We start from the raw sequence: 20223 nt of genomic DNA on the forward strand, positions 1-20223 counted from the left end.
GGGCGGTCCTCGGAACTGCGCTCGCTGCGGCCGGAGGCCGAGCGCGATCCACGGCCGCCGCCGGCACCGCGGCGTTCGCGCCTGGCCTCGCTCGCCTCCTCCTCGGAAATGGCGTCGCCGGACCACTCGATCGACTGGCCGATCAGCTTCTCAATCGCCGAGAGGTTCTTCGAATCCTCTGGGGTGACGATGGTGATGGCGGTGCCGAGGCGGCCGGCGCGGCCGGTGCGGCCGATTCGGTGGACGTAGTCCTCGGCATGGTGGGGCGTGTCGTAGTTGAAGACGTGGCTGACGTCGGGAATGTCGAGGCCGCGGGCCGCGACGTCGGAGGCGACGAGAAGCTGCGTCTTGCCGTCGCGGAAGCCGGCAAGGGCGGCCATGCGGGCGCTCTGGTCCATGTCGCCGTGCAGGGCGGCCACGGAGAACTCATGCTTCTGCAGCGACTTGTAGACGGTGGCGACCTCGCTCTTGCGGTTGCAGAAGATGATCGCGTTCTTCAGGTTCTCGGCACCGCGGATGAGGGCGCGCAGCGTGTCGCGCTTCTCGAAGTCCTTCTTGCCGGAGCGCACGAGGCGCTGGGTGATGGTGGTGGCGGTGGAGGCGGCGCGGCTGACCTCAACCTTCACCGGGTTGTGCAGGAACTGCTCGGTGATCCGCTGGATTTCCGGCGGCATGGTAGCCGTGAAGAACAGCGTCTGGCGGGTGAAGGGCACCATCTTGCAGATGCGCTCGATGTCCGGGATGAAGCCCATGTCGAGCATGCGGTCGGCCTCGTCGATGACGAGGAGCTCGACGCCGGTCAGCAGCAGGCGGCCGCGCTCGAAATGGTCGAGCAGGCGGCCGGGCGTCGCGATGAGGACGTCGACGCCGCGGGTGAGTTTGGCGTCCTGGTCGCCGAAGGAGACGCCGCCGATGAGCAGGGCGACGCTCAGCTTGTGGTTGACGCCGTACTTGACGAAGTTCTCTTCCACCTGTGCGGCGAGTTCGCGGGTCGGCTCGAGGATGAGGGTGCGCGGCATGCGGGCGCGGGCGCGGCCCTCTTCCAGCATGGTGATCATCGGCAGGGTGAAGGCGGCGGTCTTGCCGGTGCCGGTCTGGGCGATGCCGAGGACGTCGCGGCGGGCCAGGACGTGGGGGATGGCCTGGGCCTGGATGGGGGTCGGTTCGGTATAGCCGGCCGAAGCCACGGCAGCCTGAACCTTGGCGCTGAGGCCGAGTTCGGAAAACGACATGTGGAGAGAGTGTCCTTGTGGTCTGGCGGGGTCTTGCGACGATGTCTTGAGGCGTTCGGCGCGAACGTATTTCGCGCTGGCGGCCCCTAGAACCCACGAGGCCGAACGGACAGAGCAGCGAAGGGCCGGCATTCCGATAATCCTTCGTCGCGGCGCAACATAGTCTCAATTGGTCGATTGTCAACGATTGCGACCTGTGCGAACGGTCTGCCGCGCGCCGGATTTGGCGGGATTCGCCGCGCATGGTGAAGGATCACGACCATGACGACTCCCGCCTCGCATCGGCCCGCTCCGGGCCGGCCGCCCCTCGTTTTCGTGCCCGGACTGAACTGTACGGCCGACCTCTTCGCGCCGCAGGTCGAGGCCCTGTCGGGGCGCTACGACATCGCCATCGCGGACCATTCCCAGGACGAGACCATCGCCGCCATCGCCCGGCGGCTGCTCGCCGCCGCGCCGCCGCGCTTCGCGCTGGCGGGGCTCTCCATGGGCGGTTACGTGGCCCTCGAAGTGATGCGGCAGGCGCCGCAGCGCGTCGAGCGCCTGGCGCTCATCGACACGCGGGCCAGCGCCGATGCGCCGGAAGACACAGAGCTGAGGCAGGTGGCGATCAAATTCGCCGAGACCGGCCGTTTCGACGACATTCACGACATCCTCTGGCCGCGTCTGGTGCATATCCGCCGTCTCGGCGACGAGGCGCTGGCATCGGTCGTCCGCCGCATGGCGGATCGCACGGGTCCGGCCCGTTTCATCCGCCAGCAGAAGGCGGTCATCGCCCGGCCGGGCTACGAGGCGAGCCTGTCCGCCATCCGCTGTCCGACGCTGATCGTCGTGGGGGACGAGGACGCCATCACGCCGCGCTTCATGTCCGAGGACATGGCGGACGCGATCGCCGGCTCGCGGCTGGTCGTCGTGCCGGATTGCGGGCATCTGTCGACGCTGGAGCGCCCCGAGGCCGTCACCGCGGCGCTGGAGGGCTGGCTCGCCGGCTGACCTCAGCGCAGGGCGGAGAAGGTTACCTCGCCGGGCGGGCCGATGGAGAGCACATAGCGCCGGCTGCGGCCGGTACCGATGATCCGCCCGTCGATGACGACGCGGGCACCGTTGGCCTCCGGCTCGACGCGGTAGTCCTCGATGCCGACGCGCCAGTCGAAGACCTCCGGGATTTCCTCCGTGGCGGCGATGGCGGGCCTGCCCGCACCTGGCTCCGGCCGGTTCAGCCATTGCACGAAGAGGCGCTGGGCGCCGTCCGGTGCGCCGGAACGGACGAGGACGATGCGCGAGGTGCCCTCGCGCTCGCCGGTCGTCCAGCCGCCGGTGGCGCGCACGAACATGATCTCTGGGGCGAGGGACGAGAGGGCGCGGACGGGATCGGGCGCCTGGGCGAGTGCGGGCAGGGGGGCGAGGCCCGCGGCGAGCAGCACCCATGCGACCGATGCCGCCGCGAACCGGCCCATCGTCAGATGTCCAGTTCCTCGGCGAATTCCGCGCGCTCCTGGATGAAGGCGAAGCGCGGCTCGGCCTTGACGCCCATCAGGCGCTCGACGCTGTCGGAGGTTTCGGGGCGCTCCTCCGGGACGATGCCGACGCGCAGCAGGGTTCGCACCTTCTTGTCCATGGTGGTCTCCTTCAGCTGCTGCGGCATCATCTCGCCGAGGCCCTTGAAGCGGCCGATCTCGACCTTCTGGTTGCCCTTGAAGGCGGTGCGCAGGAGCTCGTCCTTGTGGCCATCGTCGCGGGCATAGAGCGTCTTGCCGCCCTGGGTGAGGCGGTAGAGCGGCGGCACGGCGAGATAGAGATGGCCGTTGTCGATGAGACGCGGCATCTGCCGTTCGTAGTAGGTGATGTGCAGGCTCGCGATATGGGCGGCGTCGACGTCGGCGTCGGTCATGATGATGACCCGCTCGTAGCGCAGGTCGTCGTCGCGGTAGTGGGAGCCGGTACCGCAGCCGAGTGCCTGGATGAGGTCGGAGAGCTGCTGGTTCTGGGCGAGCTTGTCGCGGCCGGCCGAGGCGACGTTGAGGATCTTGCCGCGCAGGGGCAGGATCGCCTGGGTCTGGCGGTCGCGGGCCTGCTTGGCGGAGCCACCGGCGGAATCGCCCTCGACGATGAAGATTTCCGAGCCTGCCGCCGAGGTGTTGGAACAGTCCGCGAGCTTGCCCGGCAGGCGCAGCTTGCGCACGGCGGTCTTGCGATTGACGTCCTTCTCGGCGCGGCGGCGCAGGCGCTCCTCGGCGCGCTCGATCACCCATTCCAGCAGCTTGTTCGCCTGGTTCGGATTGCCGGCGAGCCAGTGGTCGAAGGGGTCGCGGATGGCGTTCTCGACGATGCGGGAGGCTTCGCCCGTGGCCAGCTTGTCCTTGGTCTGGCCCTGGAATTCCGGCTCGCGGATGAAGACGGAGAGCATGACGCAGCAGCCAGCCAGCACGTCGTCGGCGGTGGCCTGGGCGGCGCGCTTGTTGCCGGTGCGCTCGGCATGGTCCTTCAGACCGCGCAGCAGGGCAATGCGCAGGCCCTGTTCGTGGGTGCCGCCGTCGGGGGTCGGAATGGTGTTGCAGTAGGACGAGACGAAGCCGTCCTGGTCGCCGACCCAGCCGATGGCCCATTCCACCGAGCCGTGGCCCTGCTTGTCGAGCTTGCCGCCGAAGATGTCGGGGTGGACGCGGGTCGCGCCCTCGAGGGTCGCGGCGAGATAGTCCTTGAGACCGCCGGGAAAACGCAGCACGGCCTTCTCGGGCGTGTCGGTGCCCTTGACGAGTTCCGGATCGCAGGACCAGCGGATCTCGACGCCGCCGAAGAGATAGGCCTTGGAGCGGGCCATCTTGAAAAGGCGGGCCGGCTTGAAGGTGCTCGTTTCCTTGAAGATTTCGGGATCCGGGACGAAGCGCACCTTGGTGCCTCGGCGATTGTGGACGCGGCCGAGCTCCTCGAGGCCGGTCTGGGGAATGCCGCGCGAGAAGCGCTGGCGGTAGAGCATCTGGCCGCGCGCAACCTCGACGTCGAGGGCGACGGAGAGGGCGTTGACGACCGAGACGCCGACGCCGTGCAGGCCGCCGGAGGTCTCGTAGACCTTGGAGTCGAACTTTCCGCCGGCGTGCAGCGTGCACATGATGACTTCGAGCGCCGACTTGCCCGGAAACTTCGGGTGCGGATCGACGGGGATGCCGCGGCCGTTGTCGGTGACGGAGAGGGACCCGTCGGCGGAGAGCTCCACGTCGATCCAGGTGGCGTGGCCCGCGACCGCCTCGTCCATGGCGTTGTCGATGACCTCGGCAAAGAGGTGGTGCAGCGCCTTCTCGTCGGTGCCGCCGATATACATGCCGGGGCGGCGGCGCACCGGTTCGAGGCCCTCGAGGACCTCGATGTCGGAGGCGGAATAGCCCTGTTCGCCGGGGGTCCCGGCGGACCGCGCCGGCTTGGCGGGCTCGGGCCGTGCCCGCCCGGGCGCCGGCGGGGCCTTCGCCGCGGGTTCCTTCGGTCCTCCGAAAAGGTCGCTGGAATTGTCCATCGTCACTTCAGTCCTCAAGGCCGCGGGGCGGCCGCGAATCAGTCGCCTTCATGATGGCACAGGGAGCCACCGGTGCGAACGGAACGGAAACGGTCGCCGGGGGAAGCGGGGCGGAGCGCCGCCGCGCACGAGGCCGTCGCTCCGCCGGGCGGAACGGCGGTGATCCCGCCGCGTTGGCCCATCGTACTGGTGTCCGAGAGCATGAGGAAGACGGGTGTGGATATTCGGAAATCGACCGGCGGCGTGGTCGCGATCTATGCAGGCTTCTTCCTCGTTTGCATCCTCGTCGCGGTCACCGGAGGCATCGCCAACTCCTACGGGCTCGCCAGCTGGTACCCCTCCCTCGTCAAACCCTCGTTCAACCCGCCCAACTGGCTGTTCGGCCCGGTCTGGACGGTGCTCTACGGCATGATTGCGGTGGCAGGCGCACGCTACGTGCTGTCGCCGGCACGGGAGAAGGAGCCGACGCTCGCCCTTTACACCGCCCAGCTCGCGCTCAACGCGGCGTGGTCCTGGGTGTTCTTCTACGGGCAGGCCATAGGCGCGGCGATCGCGGTGGTCGTCGCGCTGTGGCTCGCGATCGCGGCGACCATCGGCTTCGGCTGGAACAAGGACCGCTTGGCCTCGCTGCTTCTCATCCCCTATCTTGCCTGGGTCAGCTTCGCCACCCTGCTCAACGTCGCCATCTGGCGGCTGAACAGCTGACGGGAATCATCCGATGACTGCAAACGTCCTTGTCCCCATCGCCATCGCGGCGGTCGCCATCGTCCTGGTCATGGGGCTCGTCAACATGCTGCGGGGCGGAGATCCCAACCGGTCGCAGCAGCTGATGCGCTGGCGCGTGGGTCTGCAGTTCGTCGCCATCGTCGTCATCGTCATCGCCATCTATTACAAGGCGAACGGTGGCTGAGGACGGACGGGCATGGTCAAGCTGAACAAGATCTACACGAAGACGGGCGACGACGGCACCACGGGCCTCGCGGCAGGGCCGCGGCGGCTGAAGTCGGACCTGCGTGTCGAGGCCTATGGCTGCATCGACGAGGCGAACTCCGCCATCGGCATCGCCCGGCTCGCCACCGCCGACCACCCGGTGGTCGACGCCATGCTGATGCGCATCCAGAACGACCTCTTCGACCTCGGCGCCGACCTCGCCACGCCCGACCTTGGCGAGGATCTCGGCTATGAGCCGCTGCGCATCGTCGCCGCGCAGGTGAAGCGGATCGAGGAGGAGATCGACCAGCTCAACAGCGAACTCGATCCCCTGAAGAGCTTCATCCTGCCCGGCGGAAGCCCCGCCTCGGCGCACTTGCACCTCGCCCGCACCATCGCCCGGCGCGCCGAGCGCATCATGGTCGATCTCGTGCGCCGCCCCGGCGAGGAGGTCTCGCGGCCAGCGCTCGAATATGTGAACAGGCTATCGGACTTCCTCTTCGTCGCCGCACGCTATCTGAACGGCAAGGGCAAGGCGGACGTGCTCTGGGTGCCGGGAAAGAACAGGTAGGGGCCGCCGGGCCCTGCTGTCTTGACAGCGTCATCGGCCGATTGCATGTAACGGCCATGATCAACGCCGCGACCAGCACCCGACGCCCTATCCTCATCCAGCGATGAGCGCGCGGCCGTGTGCCCTGATGATCGACCCGATCGCCGCGCTCCCAGCGCGGTTTTTTTGTCCCTGAAATCCTGATCCGACTTCTCGCACCCTGCGGAGACTGCCATGGCGACCAAGGCCAAAATCGCGATCCTCGGCGCGTCCGGTTACACCGGCGCCGACGCCGTCCGCCTCGCCGCGCGCCACCCGCACGTGGAGATGGTCGCCCTGACCGCAAACACCCATGCCGGCAAGTCCATGGCTGAGGTCTTCCCGCACTTCTTCATGCTCGACCTGCCGAAGCTCGTCGCCTGGGAGACCGTCGACTGGGCCGGCCTCGACGCGGTGTTCTGCGGCCTGCCGCACGGCACGACGCAGGAGATCACGGCGGCGGTGCTCGCCGCCAATCCGAAAATCAAGATCCTCGACATGTCCGCCGATTTCCGGCTGCGCGACGGTGCGACCTATGCCGAGTGGTACGGCCATGAGCACCAGGCGCCGGAGCTGCAGAAGGAGGCGGTCTACGGCCTCACCGAGCTCTACCGGAAGGAGATCACCGGGGCGCGGCTGGTCGCCTGCCCCGGCTGCTACCCGACCGCCACGCTGCTCGCCCTGGTCCCGATCGCCAAGGCCGGACTGATCCACACCGACGACATCATCGTCGACGCCAAGTCGGGCGTCACCGGCGCCGGTCGCGGCCTGAAGCAGAACACGCTGTTCTCGGAAGCCGGGGAGGGGTTGTCGCCCTATTCGATCGGCAAGCATCGCCATGCCCCGGAGATCGAGCAGGAAATCGGCGTTGCCGTGGGCGGAAAGGTGACGATCAACTTCACCCCGCACCTGATCCCCATGGCGCGCGGCGAGCTGTGCACATCCTATGTCCGGCTCAACGGTGCCACCGCCGACGACCTGCGCCAGGCGCTGGCCGACGCCTACAAGGACGAGCCCTTCGTGCACGTGGCGCCCAAGGGCGTGGTGCCCCAGACGCAGAACGTGCGCGGCTCCAACTACGTCCAGATCGGGGTCTTCGCGGACCGCATCCCGGGCCGGGCCATCGTCATCTCGACGCTCGACAACCTGGTCAAGGGCTCGGCCGGGCAGGCGATCCAGAACATGAACCTCGTCCTCGGTTATCCCGAAACGACGGGGCTGGAGCAGATCGCGCTCTTCCCGTAAGACGCACGGCGCCGCGCGGGCGGCGCCGGTCCGTCACGCCATCATCAGCCGCTCGAACTTGGCGCGCTGGACGTCGTTCCAGGGCGTCGAGCGCTTCGTCGTCTTGTCGACCTGGGCTGTGGTCGTCGAGGCCGAGATATGCCGCACGCCGTCGACGAAGACGGCCTGGTCGAAGGTGAGCGAGGAGGAGCCGACCCGCCGGATGCCGGAGACGATCTGCACGAAGCCGGGATAGAGGATCTCCCGGTGGAACTGGACCTCCATGTGGACGAGCGAGATGCCACGGCCCTCCGCGGTCAGTCGGATGCCCTCGCGGTCGAAGAACTCGGTGCGGCCGATCTCCAGATAGGTGCCAATCACCGCATTGTTGACGTGGTTGTTCGGGTCGAGATCGCCGTAGCGGACGGGATGCACGGTCAGGAACGGATAGGCGTCGAGCGCCGGGCGCTCGCTCATCGGTACAGGCACGTTCAGTCCTTCACTTTCACATAGCGCCCGGGGGCGTCTTCGATGGGCGGATAGGCGTTGGATCCGATGCGGCGCGCCTCGACCTCCTCGCCGTCATGGGAGCGGACCCATTCGCGCCAGTGCGGCCACCAGGAGCCGGGATGCTCTTCGGCGCGGGCGATCCAGTCCTCGAACGCGCCCTCCGGCTTGCCGCCGGTCCAGTGCTGGTACTTCTTCTTGGCCGGCGGGTTGACGACGCCGGCGATATGCCCGGAACCCGCCACCACGTATTCGACCGGCCCGCCGAACGACTGCGAGCCGAGGAAGACCGAGCGGGCAGGGGCGATGTGGTCCTCGCGCGCTGCGAGATTGTAGACCGGCACCTTGACCTTCTTCAGGTCCAGCCTCTCGCCGGCAACCTTCATACGGCCCGTCGAGAGATCGTTCTGCAGGTAGCAGTGGCGCAGGTAGAAGGAATGGTTCGCCGCCGGCATCCGCGGGGAATCGGCGTTCCAGTAGAGCAGGTCGAAGGGCATCGGCTGCTTGCCCTTCATGTAGTTGTTGACGAAATAGCTCCAGATCAGGTCGTTCGAGCGCAGCATGTTGAAGGCGTTGGCCATCTGCTTGCCCTCGAGATAGCCGGTCTGCGCCATGCGCTTCTCGAGGCTCTGGATCTGCTCCTCGTCGACGAAGACCTTGAGGTCTCCGGCATAGGTGAAGTCCACCTGGGTGGTGAAGAAGGTGGCGGTCTGGACGTTGTCGATGCCCTTGGCCGCCATATAGGCGAGCGACACCGCTAGCAGCGTGCCGCCGACGCAATAGCCGATGGCGTGGACCTTCTCCTCGCCGGTGATCTCGCCGGCGACGCGGAAGGCGGCCAGCGGCCCTTCCAGCATGTAGTCGTCGAAGCTCTTGTGGGCGTGGCGCTGGTCGGGATTGACCCAGGAGACGACGAAGACCGTCAGGCCCTGGTCGACCGCCCACTTGATGAAGCTCTTCTCCTGGGTGAGATCGAGGATGTAGAACTTGTTGATCCAGGGCGGCACGATGACCAGCGGCACCTTGCCGACCGCCTTGGTGGTCGGCTCGTACTGGATGAGCTGGATCAGGTCGTTCTCGTAGACGACCTTGCCCGGCGTCATCGCGAGGTTGCGCCCGACCGCGAACTGGCTGTCGTCGGACTGGCGGATGCGCAGGTCGCCGCCACCGCGCTCGACGTCCTCGGCGAACATCTTCATGCCCCGCACCAGGTTCTCCGCGTTGGAGGAGATCGTCTCGCGCAACAGCTCCGGATTGGTCACCACGAAATTGGAGGGGGAGAGGGCGTTGGCGATCTGCTTGGCGTAGAACGAGGCCTTGTGCTTCAGGTGCTCGTCGAGCTCGGCCTCGGTGACGAACTTCTCGGCGAGGTCGGTCGTCACCAGGTAGAACTGCTTGAGGAAGTCGAAGAAGGGGTTCTTCTCCCACTGCGGGTCCTTGAACCGCGCGTCGCGCGGGTCGGGGCGGGCCGCCGGCTCCACGGGCTCGCCCGCCATCGCCTTCAGCGACTTCGCCCAGAGGTCCATGTAGCGGGTGGCGACCTCCGACTGGGCGACGATCGCCCGCTGCGGATCCTTCAGCCAGAATTCCGCGACATGGCCGAGGGTCTTGGCGACGTCGGCGACGCCGTCCGGCGAATCGGCTGGATGAGACCCGGTCTCGCGCGGCTTGAGATAGGCGGCGAGCGCCTTGCCGCCGAGCTCGACCATGCGGGCGATGTTGGAGGACAGGCGCTCGACGTCCATCGCCTGGAAGCGGAAGGGGTCATCGCCGGACGCTTCGGCGGCGGGTGCCGCAGGCGCTGCCGGTGCGGGTGAGGCTGCGACCGGCGAGGGCGGCGGAGCCGGAGCGGCAACCGTCTCCTTGGGCTTCTCGCCGAGCAGGGCCGACAGCGGCTTGCGCGGTGCGGCTTGGGCGGCCTTCACAGGCGGCCGGGATGGCGCGGGGGCTGCAGGGGCAGGGGCCTCGACCACCTTCAGGGACGGTGGACTCTTGGGAAGCGGCGCCGCTCGCGACGCCTTCGTTGCGCCGGTCTTGGCCAAGGCGGGCCGGGGGGCAGCGTCCTTTACCGCCGAAGGCTTCGAGGCAGTGGCGGGCTTCGAAGGCGGTTTGGCCGACGCGGCGGGGGCCTTCGCTGGCACGGCTGCCTTGGGCGCCGCAGCCTTGGCTGCCCGGGATGCGGTCGCCGGAGGGGCGCTGGACGTCGCGGCCTTTCCGGTGGCCGCCTTGGTGATCGCCCTGACAGCGTCCGGTCGTCCGGCGCCCGGCTTGGCTCCACCGGCCTTGCCGGCCGCCTTCGCCTTCGGTGCCGCGGCCTGGGCCTTCCGACCGGTGGCCGAATCCTTCAGTTTGGCGGGCGCAATAGTGGCATTCCCCGGCCGGGGAGACGCCTTGCCCGCGGCCTTCGGCGACTTCGGCTTGCCGGCATCGCGTTTGGCCATGAGCGTCCCTCCGAAAATCGCCGCTTTCGTCCATTACGAAATCGGTCCACTTTTTGATCTGAGCATATTAGGAAGGCGATGCGGAGGCCGCCATGCGAAAGATGTGTGGTTTCCCCTCGGAGAGCGACATGGCAGTTTCATCCTCCCGGCTGATCGCACGCGGCCCGTCACGGCTCGCGGCCGTGGCCGTCGCGGCCCTCGTGCTCGCCGGCTGCCAGCACGCCAGCGACGGCTATCCCTCGCCCTACGGGCCTTCGCAGCCGACGCCGCTGCCTCCCGTCGCCGGGGGTGGCCTGTGGGCTCCCGCGCCGATCCGGGTGACCGGCTACGGGGCCGGCACGCTGATCGCCCGCCTGCCGCCGCCGGACCGGGTTGCGGCCCCGCCGCGCTCCTCGGAGACGCCGGAACTGCTCACGCCCGCTCAGCAGGTAGCGCGACGCCAGGAACTGGAAGCGGCGCGCGCCGCCACGACGCCGGCGATGCAGCAGCGCCTGGAAGGCCAGGGCCGCGTCCGCGGGCCGGAGCCCGGTGCGCGTCCGGCGATCGATCCGGCCGAGCGCGGCAGCGAGGACTAGGACGAAAGACGGGACGGGCCCACGGGCCTTCCCGTTCCAAGGCGTATTGCAATGTGATACGAGGCTAGCCCCTTGCGGCAAGGCCTGCCGCCCGAGCGACCCGCACCGATGACCCAGTCCCCGTTCCACCGTATCCGCCGGCTGCCGCCCTACGTCTTCGAGCAGGTGAACAAGGTCAAGGCCGGCGCCCGCGCCAAGGGCGTCGACATCATCGATCTCGGCATGGGCAATCCGGACCTGCCGGCGCCCGACCACGTCATCGAGAAGCTGAAGGAGACGATCGGCAAGCCGCGCACCGACCGCTACTCGGCCTCCAAGGGCATTCCCGGTCTCCGGCGCGCTCAGGCCACCTATTACGCCCGCCGATTCGGCGTGAAGCTCGACCCGGACACCCAGGTCATCGCCACGCTCGGATCGAAGGAAGGCTTCGCCAACATGGCGCAGGCGATCACCGCGCCCGGCGACGTCGTGCTCTGCCCCAATCCGAGCTATCCCATCCATGCCTTCGGGTTCCTGATGGCGGGCGGCGTCATCCGCTCGGTGCCGGCGACCGCCGACGAGGAGTATTTCCGGGCGATGGAGCGCGCGATGCAGCACTCCATCCCGAAGCCCATCGCGGTGGTGACCTGCTATCCCTCGAATCCGACCGCGCAGGTCGCCGACCTCGACTTCTATGCCGAGCTGGTGCGCTTCGCGAAGAAGCACGACCTCATCGTGCTCTCCGACCTCGCCTATGCGGAGGTCTATTTCGACGATGCCAATCCGCCGCCCTCCATCCTGCAGGTGCCCGGCGCCTTCGACGTGGCGGTCGAGTTCACCTCCATGTCCAAGACCTTCTCGATGGCCGGGTGGCGCATGGGTTTTGCGGTCGGCAACGAGCGGCTCTGCGCCGCGCTGGCGCGGGTGAAGAGCTATCTCGACTACGGCGCCTATACCCCGGTCCAGGTGGCCGCGACCGCCGCGCTCAACGGCCCGGAGGACTGCATCCACGAGATGCGCGCCACGTATCGCAAGCGCCGCGACGCGCTGGTCGAGAGCTTCGGCAAGGCAGGCTGGGACATTCCCGCGCCGCAGGCCTCCATGTTCGCGTGGGTGCCGATCCCGGACCAGTTCAAGCCTCTGGGTTCGCTCGAGTTCGCCAAGCTGCTGGTGGAGAAAGCGGAAGTCGCCGTCGCGCCCGGCATCGGCTTCGGCGAGCACGGCGACGACTACGTGCGCATCGCGGTCGTGGAGAACGAACAGCGCATCCGCCAGGCGGCGCGCAACGTGAAGCGCTTCTTCGACGGCGCGGCGACCACGCTGCACAACGTCATTCCTATCGCCGCCGCCGGCCGCTGAGCCGGCCGTGCGCCATCCGCCAGGAGCCGCCATGATCCGCATCGTCGTCGCAGGAGCTTCCGGCTGGGTCGGCCGGGAGCTCATCAAGGCCGTGGCGGCCGCGGAGGACCTGTCGCTCGTCGGCGCGGTGGCGCGCTCCGCCGCCGGTCGCGATGCGGGGGAAGTTGCGGGTGGGCCGGCACTCGGCGTCGTCGTTGCGGCAACGCTCGCCGAGGCCCTGGCCGTGCCAAGCGACGTCGTCATCGACTATACCAAGCCGCACGTGGTGAAGGGCCATGCCCTGGAGGCGCTCGCGAGCGGCCGCCACGTGGTCGTCGGCACCTCCGGCCTCGCGGCTGCGGACTACGCCGAGATCGACGCTGCCGCGAAGGCGGCGGGCCGGGGCGTCATCGCCGCCGGCAACTTCTCCATCACCGCCTCGCTGCTGAAGCGCTTCGCCACCATGGCGGCGCGCCACGTGCCGGACGTCGAGATCATCGACTACGCGTCGGCCAAGAAGCCCGACACGCCGTCGGGGACCGGCCGCGAGCTCGGCGAGATCCTTTCGACGATTCGCGGGGCGCCGACCTCGAAGCCCGTGGACGAACTCGGCGGCATCCGCGAGACGCGGGGCGGGGCGGTCAATGCCGGCGGAATCGCCGTCCAGGTCCACTCCGTGCGCATGCCCTCGTTCGTCCTGTCGGCCGAGGCGATCTTCGGCCTGCCGGACGAGCGGCTGACCATCCGCCACGACGCCGGCTCCTCGGCCGCCCCCTACGTGGGCGGCACGCTGCTGGCGGCGCGCCGGGTCGGCGGCTCGACCGGGCTCACCCGCGGCATCGATCACCTGCTCGACTGACGGCAGGAGGACCGCCGCGGGCACCGGTCATGCGGCCGTGGCCGCTGCGGCGTTCTCGCTCTTCGTCTTCACCGGGATCAGCAGGTAGCGGACGCCATTGGTCTCCGCCTCCGGAAAGCGGCCGGCGCGGATATTGACCTGGATCGAGGGCAGGAGAAGCCGTGGCACGGCGAGCCTGGCGTCGCGCTCCTCGCGCATGGCGACGAAGGCGGCCTCGTCCTTTCCCTGGCCGACATGCACGTTGGCGGCGCGCTGCTCGGCCACGGTCGTCTCCCAGGCGTAGTGGTCGCGACCCGGTGCCTTGTAGTCGTGGCAGAGGAACAGGCGGGTCTCGGGCGGGAGGGCCAGGAGCTTCTGGATCGAGCGGTAGAGCGTGCGGGCGTCGCCGCCCGGGAAATCGGCCCGGGCCGTGCCGAAGTCCGGCATGAACAGCGTATCGCCGACGAAGGCCGCGTCCTCGATCCGATAGACGATGTCCGCCGGCGTGTGGCCGGGCGTGTGCAGGATCGAACCCTTGAGCTCGCCGATCGCGAAGGTCTCGCCGTCCTTGAAGAGATGGTCGAAATCGCTGCCGTCCGTCTTGAGGTCGGTCGCGTTGAACACGGGCCGGAAGATGCGCTGAACGTCCTTGATGTGCTCGCCGATGCCGATCTTCGCGCCGGTCTTCGCCTTGACGAGAGGCGAGCCGGACAGATGGTCGGCATGGGCGTGGGTCTCCAGCGTCCAGACGATCCGATAGCCCTCGGCGGCGGCCTTGGCGAGGATCGCCTCGACCGAGCGCGTGTCGACCTCGCCAGCGTTCTGGTCATAGTCGAGGACAGGATCGATCACCGCGGCCTCGCGGGTCGCGGGATCGGCGACGAGATAGCTGACCGTGAAGGTTGCCTCGTCGAAGAAGGCGTGGATCAGGGGTTTGCGGTCGGAGGGCATCGGTTGCTCCATTCAGCGGTTGCGTGTTGACAAATATATTCGATGACTCTAAATAAGCAATAGCTAAATTAGAGATCGCCCGTGACCCACCCTGTCCACGCCCTTGACCCCGCCGCCTTCGAAGCCAACGCGATGGACGTCGCCGACGTCCTGCGCGCCCTCGCCAATGAGCGGCGGCTGCAGATCCTCTGCGTCCTGATGGAACAGGACGAAACGAATGTGGGCACGTTGGTCAGCCGGATCGGCATCAGCCAGTCCGCGCTGTCCCAGCATCTCGCCAAGATGCGCGACGAGGGCATTCTCGCCTTCCGCCGCGAGAGCCAGACGCTCTGGTACCGCATCGCCGATGCCCGGATCCGCGAGCTGATGGCCGAACTCTATCGCCTCTACTGCCGCAAGGCCTGACCCGCATCCAAAGGACGACGACCATGACCATCAAGCACATTGCCCCGGCCGAAGCCTTCGCCATGCTCTCCCACGGAGCCATCCTCGTCGACATCCGCGAGGCGGATGAGTGGCGCCGCGAGCACATCCCGCTCGCCAGCCACCACGCCCTGTCGACCATCGAGCTCCATCCGCCGAAGGCCGCGGGCGCGGTCATCTTCCACTGCCGGAGCGGCAACCGGACGACCGCCAACGCCCAGCGCCTCGCCGCCACCGTTCCCGGTGCCAAGGTCCATGTGCTCGAAGGCGGCATCGAAGCCTGGCGGGATGCCGGCCTGCCCACGGTCAGGGACGCGCGCCAGCCGATCGAGATCATGCGGCAGGTGCAGATCGTCGCCGGGTCTCTCGTCGCGGTGGGCACGGCCCTCGGCGTGCTCGTTCATCCGGGCTTTCTGGCCGTCCCCGGCTTCGTCGGCGCGGGCCTCGCGTTTGCCGGGATCACGGGCTCCTGCGCCATGGCGCGGCTGCTGGCGTTCGCACCCTGGAACCGCGTGCCCCTGACCTCGGCGAACGCCTGAGCGGCACGGCCGCCGAACGATAAGGCCTGACCCATGCCCATCGATATCCTCTCCAGCCTTTCGGGCGCGCTCGTCGGCGCGATCCTCGGTCTCGTCGGCGGGGGCGGATCGGTGCTGGCCGTGCCCCTCCTGGTCTACGGCGTCGGCGTCTCCTCGGCGCACGTCGCCATCGGTACCAGCGCGCTCGCCGTTGCGGCGAGCGCCTTCGCCAACCTGCTGGGCCACTGGCGGGCCGGCACGGTGAAGTGGCGCTGCGGCCTGACCTTCGCCGCCGCCGGCGTGATCGGCGCCTTCGCCGGCTCGACGGTGGCGAAGACCATCGACGGCGCGCGACTGCTCGCGCTGTTCGGAGCGCTGATGGTCATCGTCGGCATCGCCATGTTCATGCGGCGCAAGGCCGAGGGCGATCCGGACGTGCAGCTGACGCGTGCTTCGGCGCGGCAGCTCCTGCCCTGGCTCATTGCCAGCGGCTTGGGCGTGGGGCTGCTCAGCGGCTTCTTCGGAATTGGCGGCGGGTTCCTCATCGTGCCCGCCCTGATGCTGGCGACCGGCATGTCGCTGCCCTTCGCGATCGGCACCTCGCTCATCGCCGTGACCGCTTTCGGCGCTGCCACCGCGACGAGCTACGCCATCTCCGGTCTCGTCGACTGGCGGATCGCTGCGCTGTTCATCGCCGGCGGAATCGTGGGCGGCGTCGGTGGCGGGGCTCTCGGCAGGCTTCTGGCTGCCAGAAAGGGCGCGCTCGGAACCGTTCTGGCCGCCGTCATCGTGGCGGTCGGGCTCTATGTCGTCACCCGCAGCCTGGGATCGCCCGGGGCCTGATCCCCGACTCGATGGCCGCCATTCCTTGCCTTGGCGGGTCAAATCGGGCACAAGCCCGGCGCGACGCCTTGGTCGCGGCAGTGCGGATCGGTCACCTCATGCAGGACGTCTTGAAAGTCGGGATCGCCGGCCTCGGCACGGTCGGGGCATCGGTCGTCCGGCTCATCGCCAAGCGCGACAACCGGCTTGCGGAAGCAGCCGGCCGTCCGATCCGCGTCACTGCCGTCTCCGCCAGGTCGCGCAAGAAGGACCGCAGCATCGACCTCTCCGGCACGCGCTGGTTCGACGATGCGGTGACCCTTGCCGCCGACCCCGACATCGACGTCTTCGTGGAGCTGATGGGCGGCGCCGAGGATCCGGCCAAGGCGGCGGTCGAGACCGCCCTCAGCCACGGCAAGGCGGTGGTCACTGCCAACAAGGCCCTGCTCGCCGCCCACGGACCGGCGCTGGCGAAGAGGGCAGAGGCCAAGGGCGTCGCGCTGAATTTCGAGGCGGCGGTCGCCGGCGGCATCCCGGTCATCAAGACGCTGCGGGAGAGCCTCCTCGGCAATACGATCGAGCGCGTCTACGGCATCCTCAATGGGACCTGCAACTACATCCTCACCCGCATGGCGGAGGAGGGCATCGCCTTCGAGGAGTGCCTGAAGGACGCCCAGCGCCTCGGTTATGCGGAGGCCGACCCGACCTTCGACGTCGACGGCTTCGACACCGCCCACAAGCTGTCGCTTCTCACCAGCCTCGCCTTCGGCACGCTGGTCGACACCAAGGGCATCTCCATCGAGGGTATCCGCTCCATCAAGCCGGTCGACCTGCGCATGGCGGAGGAGCTCGGCTACCGGGTGAAGCTGCTCGGCGTCGCCCAGCGCACGGCCGACGGCGTAGAGCAGCGCGTCCACCCGACGTTCATCCCGAAGGACGAGGCGATCGCCCAGGTCAACGGCGTTCTCAACGCCGTCGCCATCGACGCCGATGCGGTGGACCTTACCCTCGTCGGTCCCGGCGCCGGCGGTGATGCCACGGCCTCCGCGGTCATCGCCGACATCGTCGACGTGGCGCGCGGCCACCGCACCGCGCCCTTCATCCGTCCGGTCTCGGCACTGACCAAGCCCAGCCGCGCGCCGATGACGCGCCACGAGGGCGGCTACTACATCCGCCTCGAGGTCGTGGACAAACCCGGCACGGCGGCGCGCATCGCCTCGCGCATGGCCCAGAACAACATCTCGCTGGAGTCGATCGTGCAGCGCCGGACGGGTCCCGTGCGCGGCGGCACCGATCCCGCCGCTGCCGCCGCTCCGGCGCCCGTCGTGCTGATCACCTATGCCACGACGGAGGCCGCCGTCCGGCGCGCCCTCAAGGCCATGGACGCGGACGGCATCCTGCTGGGCGCTCCCCAGGTCATCCGCATCGAACGCAACTGACAGAACACCACACACGCGAAAGGGACGTCACAATGGCCGAGCAAGGGCTTTCCATCCCGAGGAACCTGATCATCGAGCGGGTCCTCTCCATGGAGCTCGTCCGGGTGACGGAGCGGGCGGCGGTGGCCTCGGCCCGGCTGCGCGGCCGCGGCAACGAGAAGGCGGCCGACCAGGCCGCGGTCGACGCCATGCGGCGCGAGCTCAACAAGCTGCCGATCGACGGCACGGTCGTGATCGGCGAGGGCGAGCGTGACGAGGCGCCGATGCTCTACATCGGCGAGGAGGTCGGCACCAAGAAGGGCCCGAAGGTCGACATCGCCCTCGATCCGCTGGAGGGCACCACGCTCTGCGCCAAGGACATGCCCGGCTCCATCGCCGTCATCGCCATGGCCGAGCACGGCTCGCTGCTCAACGCTCCCGACGTCTACATGGACAAGATCGCCGTCGGCCCGGGCTATCCGAAGGGCGTTGTCGACCTCGACGCCTCGCCGGTCGAGAACATCCACGCCATTGCCAAGGCCAAGGGCGTGAAGCCCAACGAGATCACGGCGCTGATCATGGACCGGCCGCGCCACGCCAAGCTGATCGAGGCCGTCCGCGGCACCGGGGCGGCTATCCGCCTCATCACCGATGGCGACGTGGCCGGCGTCATCCACACCGCCAATGCGCTGGAGACCGGCATCGACATCTATCTCGGCATCGGCGGCGCGCCCGAGGGTGTGCTGGCGGCGGCGGCGCTGCGCTGCGTCGGCGGCCAGATGCAGGGCCGCCTCATCCTCGACACCGAGGCCAAGGTCGAGCGCGCCCGCAAGATGGGCGTGAAGGATCCGAACAAGAAGTATGCGATGGAGGAGATGGCCTCCGGCGACGTCATCGTCTCCGCCACCGGCGTCACCGACGGCGCTCTGCTCAAGGGCGTCGTCTTCGGTCCCAACCTGATCACCACCGAGACCATCGTCTATCGGTCCACCACGGGCACCGTCCGGCGCATCTTCGGTGAGCACCGCCAGCTCGAGAAATTCCATCTCGACTGACCCCATGGAGCGCCGCCGGCTCTTTCTCGGCATCGAAAAGTCGGCTCTCGGTCGCGCCTGGCGCGACCGTCTCGATGAGCCGGGGCGTGCACAGGCGCTGGCGATCGCCCAGGTTGCGGGGCTGCCGGACATCCTCTCGCGGGTGCTGGCCGGCCGCGGCGTGACGGCCGAGACGGCCGAGGCCTTCCTCGAGCCGACCATCCGCGACGCCATGCCCGACCCGTCCGTGCTCACCGACATGGACCGGGCGGTGGAGCGGCTCGCCAAGGCGGTGCTGACCGGCGAGCAGGTGGCGATCTTCGGCGACTACGACGTCGACGGCGCGACCTCCTCAGCGGTGCTGGCCCTGTTCCTCAGGGCCGCCGGGCTCGATCCCTTCCTGCATATCCCCGACCGCATCTTCGAGGGCTACGGGCCCAATGCGGAGGCGCTTCGCCAGCTCGCGGGCAGGGGGGCGACGCTGCTCGTCACCCTCGACTGCGGGACGACCAGCCACCAGATCCTCGGGGATGCCGGAGCGCTCGGCCTCGACGTGGTGGTATGCGACCATCACCAGGCCGACGAGACGCTTCCCGCCGTCGAGGCCGTGGTCAATCCGAACCGGCAGGACGACCTGTCCGGTCTCGGCCAGCTCTGCGCCGCGGGGGTCACCTTCATGCTCGTCGTCGCGCTGAACCGGCACCTGCGGGGCAAGGGGCACTGGACGACGGCGCGGCCGGAGCCCGACCTCATGGGCCTGGTCGATCTCGTCGCCCTCGGCACGGTGGCCGACGTGGTGCCGCTCACCGGCCTCAACCGCGCCTTCGTCGCCCGCGGCCTCGCCGTCATGCGGCGGCGCGAGAATGCCGGGCTCAGGGCGTTGATGGACGTGGCGCGGCTGGACGGGCCACCGACGCCCTATCACCTCGGCTTCCTCCTGGGACCCCGCATCAATGCCGGGGGGCGCATCGGCGACGCCGCCCTCGGGCTGAAGCTGCTGATGACCGAGGATACGCTGGAGGCCGGGCGCCTCGCGGCCGATCTCGACCGGCTGAACCGCGAACGGCAGGTGGTGGAGATGGGCACGGTGGCGGAGGCCGAGGCCGAGGCGCTCGCCGCCCTCGGGCCGCTCGAGGAGGGCGCCTCGGTGGTGGTGACGGCGGGCGAGGGCTGGCATGCCGGCGTTGTCGGCCTGGTCGCCTCGCGCCTCAAGGAGCGCTTCAAGCGGCCGGCCTTCGCCATCGCCTTCACCGGCGATGTCGGCACCGGGTCGGGCCGCTCCCTGCCGGGGGTCGATCTCGGCGCCGCGGTTCGCCGCGCCGTCGCCAACGGCATCCTGGCCAAGGGCGGCGGCCACGCCATGGCCGCGGGCATCACGGTGCAGCGCGAGCGACTGGCCGAATTCCGCGCCTTCCTGGAGGTCCAGCTGGCCGAGGCGGTGAGCCGCGCCCGGCGCGACGACATGCTGCTCGTCGATGCGGCCACCACGGCCGGGGCGCTGACGACGGACCTCGTCGCCATGCTCGACAGGGCCGGCCCCTTCGGCACCGGCAATCCCGAGCCCATCCTGGCGCTGCCGTCGCACACGCTTGTCCATGTCGACGAACTCGCCGGTGCCCATGTGCGGGCGCGGCTGCGCAGCGGCGACGGCAAGACAGTCGACGCCATCGCCTTCCGCGCCGCCGGCCAGCCCCTGGGGCAGATGCTGGCCGCGAACCGCGGCCGGCCGCTGCATGTCGCGGGCTGTGCCGCCATCAACCGCTGGCAGGGGCAGGAGAAGGTGCAGTTCCGCCTGACTGACGCCGCGGTTCCGCCGAGCCTGTGATCACGAGCCGAAGAGCGGGGCGCGCAGGCCGCCGAGGCGGCGGCGCGGAGGGCGCGGTGCGGGTTCGCTGGCGC

General features: G+C 69.0%; 20 protein-coding genes. 14 read left to right on the forward strand and 6 right to left on the reverse strand.

Annotated elements, in window-relative coordinates:
• On the reverse strand, nucleotides 1–1232 hold a 1232-nt coding region (locus ACT6XY_RS17700), incomplete at its 3' end, for a DEAD/DEAH box helicase (protein WP_444749648.1).
• Nucleotides 1233–1493: 261 nt separating this feature from the next.
• On the opposite strand from ACT6XY_RS17700, the gene ACT6XY_RS17705 reads away from it, so the two are divergent.
• Nucleotides 1494–2222, forward strand: coding sequence for an alpha/beta fold hydrolase (locus tag ACT6XY_RS17705; RefSeq protein ID WP_444593233.1), 729 nt, complete (start codon nucleotides 1494–1496; stop codon nucleotides 2220–2222).
• A 2-nt stretch (nucleotides 2223–2224) separates the two neighbouring features.
• On the opposite strand, the gene ACT6XY_RS17710 is transcribed toward ACT6XY_RS17705, so the two are convergent.
• Together ACT6XY_RS17710 and parE are read right to left on the reverse strand one after the other, a co-directional pair.
• A complete protein-coding gene (locus ACT6XY_RS17710; protein ID WP_444593232.1) occupies nucleotides 2225–2686 on the reverse strand; it encodes a hypothetical protein in 462 nt (153 codons plus the stop codon).
• 2 nt (nucleotides 2687–2688) lie between these two features.
• Nucleotides 2689–4737, reverse strand: a complete 2049-nt coding sequence (gene parE, locus ACT6XY_RS17715) for a DNA topoisomerase IV subunit B (RefSeq protein WP_444749649.1) — start codon at nucleotides 4735–4737, stop codon at nucleotides 2689–2691.
• Between the two features lie 216 nt (nucleotides 4738–4953).
• Here parE and ACT6XY_RS17720 point away from each other — a divergent pair, with 216 nt between their 5' ends.
• From ACT6XY_RS17720 to argC, 4 genes are all read left to right on the forward strand, one after another.
• Nucleotides 4954–5442 carry a TspO/MBR family protein gene (locus ACT6XY_RS17720; RefSeq protein ID WP_444749650.1) on the forward strand — a complete coding sequence of 163 codons (489 nt, stop codon included), beginning with the start codon at nucleotides 4954–4956 and terminating at the stop codon, nucleotides 5440–5442.
• 13 nt (nucleotides 5443–5455) lie between these two features.
• The gene (locus ACT6XY_RS17725; protein ID WP_444749651.1) at nucleotides 5456–5647 is read left to right on the forward strand and encodes a twin transmembrane helix small protein; all 192 of its coding nucleotides are present in this window, start codon (nucleotides 5456–5458) and stop codon (nucleotides 5645–5647) included.
• Nucleotides 5648–5659: 12 nt separating this feature from the next.
• A complete protein-coding gene (locus ACT6XY_RS17730; protein WP_444749652.1) occupies nucleotides 5660–6238 on the forward strand; it encodes a cob(I)yrinic acid a,c-diamide adenosyltransferase in 579 nt (192 codons plus the stop codon).
• Nucleotides 6239–6451: 213 nt separating this feature from the next.
• On the forward strand, nucleotides 6452–7501 hold the full coding sequence (argC, locus tag ACT6XY_RS17735; protein ID WP_444749653.1) for an N-acetyl-gamma-glutamyl-phosphate reductase: 1050 nt from the start codon (nucleotides 6452–6454) through the stop codon (nucleotides 7499–7501).
• A gap of 33 nt (nucleotides 7502–7534) precedes the next feature.
• Here argC and ACT6XY_RS17740 read toward each other — a convergent pair whose 3' ends face one another.
• Nucleotides 7535–7957 (reverse strand): acyl-CoA thioesterase, encoded by a 423-nt coding sequence (locus ACT6XY_RS17740; RefSeq protein WP_444749654.1) that lies wholly within the window; start codon nucleotides 7955–7957, stop codon nucleotides 7535–7537.
• A 14-nt stretch (nucleotides 7958–7971) separates the two neighbouring features.
• On the reverse strand, nucleotides 7972–9732 hold the full coding sequence (gene phaC, locus ACT6XY_RS17745) for a class I poly(R)-hydroxyalkanoic acid synthase (protein ID WP_444749664.1): 1761 nt from the start codon (nucleotides 9730–9732) through the stop codon (nucleotides 7972–7974).
• Nucleotides 9733–10556: 824 nt separating this feature from the next.
• Here phaC and ACT6XY_RS17750 point away from each other — a divergent pair.
• The 3 genes from ACT6XY_RS17750 (at nucleotide 10557) to dapB (ending at nucleotide 13179) form a co-directional block, all read left to right on the forward strand.
• Complete coding sequence (locus ACT6XY_RS17750; RefSeq protein WP_444749655.1) at nucleotides 10557–11003, forward strand: hypothetical protein; 447 nt, start codon at nucleotides 10557–10559, stop codon at nucleotides 11001–11003.
• 108 nt (nucleotides 11004–11111) lie between these two features.
• Nucleotides 11112–12341, forward strand: a complete 1230-nt coding sequence (locus tag ACT6XY_RS17755; protein ID WP_444749656.1) for an LL-diaminopimelate aminotransferase — start codon at nucleotides 11112–11114, stop codon at nucleotides 12339–12341.
• A gap of 31 nt (nucleotides 12342–12372) precedes the next feature.
• A complete protein-coding gene (dapB, locus tag ACT6XY_RS17760) occupies nucleotides 12373–13179 on the forward strand; it encodes a 4-hydroxy-tetrahydrodipicolinate reductase (RefSeq protein WP_444749657.1) in 807 nt (268 codons plus the stop codon).
• Between the two features lie 27 nt (nucleotides 13180–13206).
• On the opposite strand, the gene ACT6XY_RS17765 is transcribed toward dapB, so the two are convergent.
• The gene (locus ACT6XY_RS17765) at nucleotides 13207–14109 is read right to left on the reverse strand and encodes an MBL fold metallo-hydrolase (RefSeq protein WP_444749658.1); all 903 of its coding nucleotides are present in this window, start codon (nucleotides 14107–14109) and stop codon (nucleotides 13207–13209) included.
• 132 nt (nucleotides 14110–14241) lie between these two features.
• Between ACT6XY_RS17765 and ACT6XY_RS17770 the strand changes: the two genes are divergently transcribed.
• From ACT6XY_RS17770 to recJ, 6 genes are all read left to right on the forward strand, one after another.
• A complete protein-coding gene (locus ACT6XY_RS17770) occupies nucleotides 14242–14514 on the forward strand; it encodes an ArsR/SmtB family transcription factor (protein WP_444749665.1) in 273 nt (90 codons plus the stop codon).
• A gap of 23 nt (nucleotides 14515–14537) precedes the next feature.
• On the forward strand, nucleotides 14538–15071 hold the full coding sequence (locus tag ACT6XY_RS17775) for a rhodanese family protein (protein ID WP_444749659.1): 534 nt from the start codon (nucleotides 14538–14540) through the stop codon (nucleotides 15069–15071).
• 33 nt (nucleotides 15072–15104) lie between these two features.
• Complete coding sequence (locus ACT6XY_RS17780) at nucleotides 15105–15893, forward strand: sulfite exporter TauE/SafE family protein (protein WP_444749660.1); 789 nt, start codon at nucleotides 15105–15107, stop codon at nucleotides 15891–15893.
• Between the two features lie 98 nt (nucleotides 15894–15991).
• Nucleotides 15992–17311, forward strand: coding sequence for a homoserine dehydrogenase (locus ACT6XY_RS17785; RefSeq protein WP_444749661.1), 1320 nt, complete (start codon nucleotides 15992–15994; stop codon nucleotides 17309–17311).
• A gap of 32 nt (nucleotides 17312–17343) precedes the next feature.
• Entirely contained in the window at nucleotides 17344–18345 is a 1002-nt protein-coding gene (gene glpX / locus ACT6XY_RS17790; RefSeq protein WP_444749662.1) for a class II fructose-bisphosphatase, read from the forward strand.
• Between the two features lie 4 nt (nucleotides 18346–18349).
• A complete protein-coding gene (gene recJ / locus ACT6XY_RS17795; RefSeq protein WP_444749663.1) occupies nucleotides 18350–20149 on the forward strand; it encodes a single-stranded-DNA-specific exonuclease RecJ in 1800 nt (599 codons plus the stop codon).
• The last annotated feature ends 74 nt before the right edge of the window (nucleotides 20150–20223 follow it).

It is taken from the genome of Phreatobacter sp. (genome assembly GCF_052440005.1).
Taxonomy (GTDB): domain Bacteria; phylum Pseudomonadota; class Alphaproteobacteria; order Rhizobiales; family Phreatobacteraceae; genus Phreatobacter.

Coding starts and splice junctions, on each gene's coding strand:
- recJ (WP_444749663.1), top strand. CDS start 18,350: ATGGAGCGCCGCCGGCTCTTTCTCGGCATCGAAAAGTCGGCTCTCGGT.
- ACT6XY_RS17725 (WP_444749651.1), top strand. CDS start 5,456: ATGACTGCAAACGTCCTTGTCCCCATCGCCATCGCGGCGGTCGCCATC.
- glpX (WP_444749662.1), top strand. CDS start 17,344: ATGGCCGAGCAAGGGCTTTCCATCCCGAGGAACCTGATCATCGAGCGG.
- ACT6XY_RS17750 (WP_444749655.1), top strand. CDS start 10,557: ATGGCAGTTTCATCCTCCCGGCTGATCGCACGCGGCCCGTCACGGCTC.
- parE (WP_444749649.1), bottom strand. CDS start 4,737: ATGGACAATTCCAGCGACCTTTTCGGAGGACCGAAGGAACCCGCGGCG.
- ACT6XY_RS17705 (WP_444593233.1), top strand. CDS start 1,494: ATGACGACTCCCGCCTCGCATCGGCCCGCTCCGGGCCGGCCGCCCCTC.
- ACT6XY_RS17775 (WP_444749659.1), top strand. CDS start 14,538: ATGACCATCAAGCACATTGCCCCGGCCGAAGCCTTCGCCATGCTCTCC.
- ACT6XY_RS17740 (WP_444749654.1), bottom strand. CDS start 7,957: ATGAGCGAGCGCCCGGCGCTCGACGCCTATCCGTTCCTGACCGTGCAT.
- ACT6XY_RS17780 (WP_444749660.1), top strand. CDS start 15,105: ATGCCCATCGATATCCTCTCCAGCCTTTCGGGCGCGCTCGTCGGCGCG.
- phaC (WP_444749664.1), bottom strand. CDS start 9,732: ATGGACGTCGAGCGCCTGTCCTCCAACATCGCCCGCATGGTCGAGCTC.
- ACT6XY_RS17755 (WP_444749656.1), top strand. CDS start 11,112: ATGACCCAGTCCCCGTTCCACCGTATCCGCCGGCTGCCGCCCTACGTC.
- argC (WP_444749653.1), top strand. CDS start 6,452: ATGGCGACCAAGGCCAAAATCGCGATCCTCGGCGCGTCCGGTTACACC.
- ACT6XY_RS17785 (WP_444749661.1), top strand. CDS start 15,992: ATGCAGGACGTCTTGAAAGTCGGGATCGCCGGCCTCGGCACGGTCGGG.
- ACT6XY_RS17730 (WP_444749652.1), top strand. CDS start 5,660: ATGGTCAAGCTGAACAAGATCTACACGAAGACGGGCGACGACGGCACC.
- dapB (WP_444749657.1), top strand. CDS start 12,373: ATGATCCGCATCGTCGTCGCAGGAGCTTCCGGCTGGGTCGGCCGGGAG.
- ACT6XY_RS17710 (WP_444593232.1), bottom strand. CDS start 2,686: ATGGGCCGGTTCGCGGCGGCATCGGTCGCATGGGTGCTGCTCGCCGCG.
- ACT6XY_RS17770 (WP_444749665.1), top strand. CDS start 14,242: ATGGACGTCGCCGACGTCCTGCGCGCCCTCGCCAATGAGCGGCGGCTG.
- ACT6XY_RS17765 (WP_444749658.1), bottom strand. CDS start 14,109: ATGCCCTCCGACCGCAAACCCCTGATCCACGCCTTCTTCGACGAGGCA.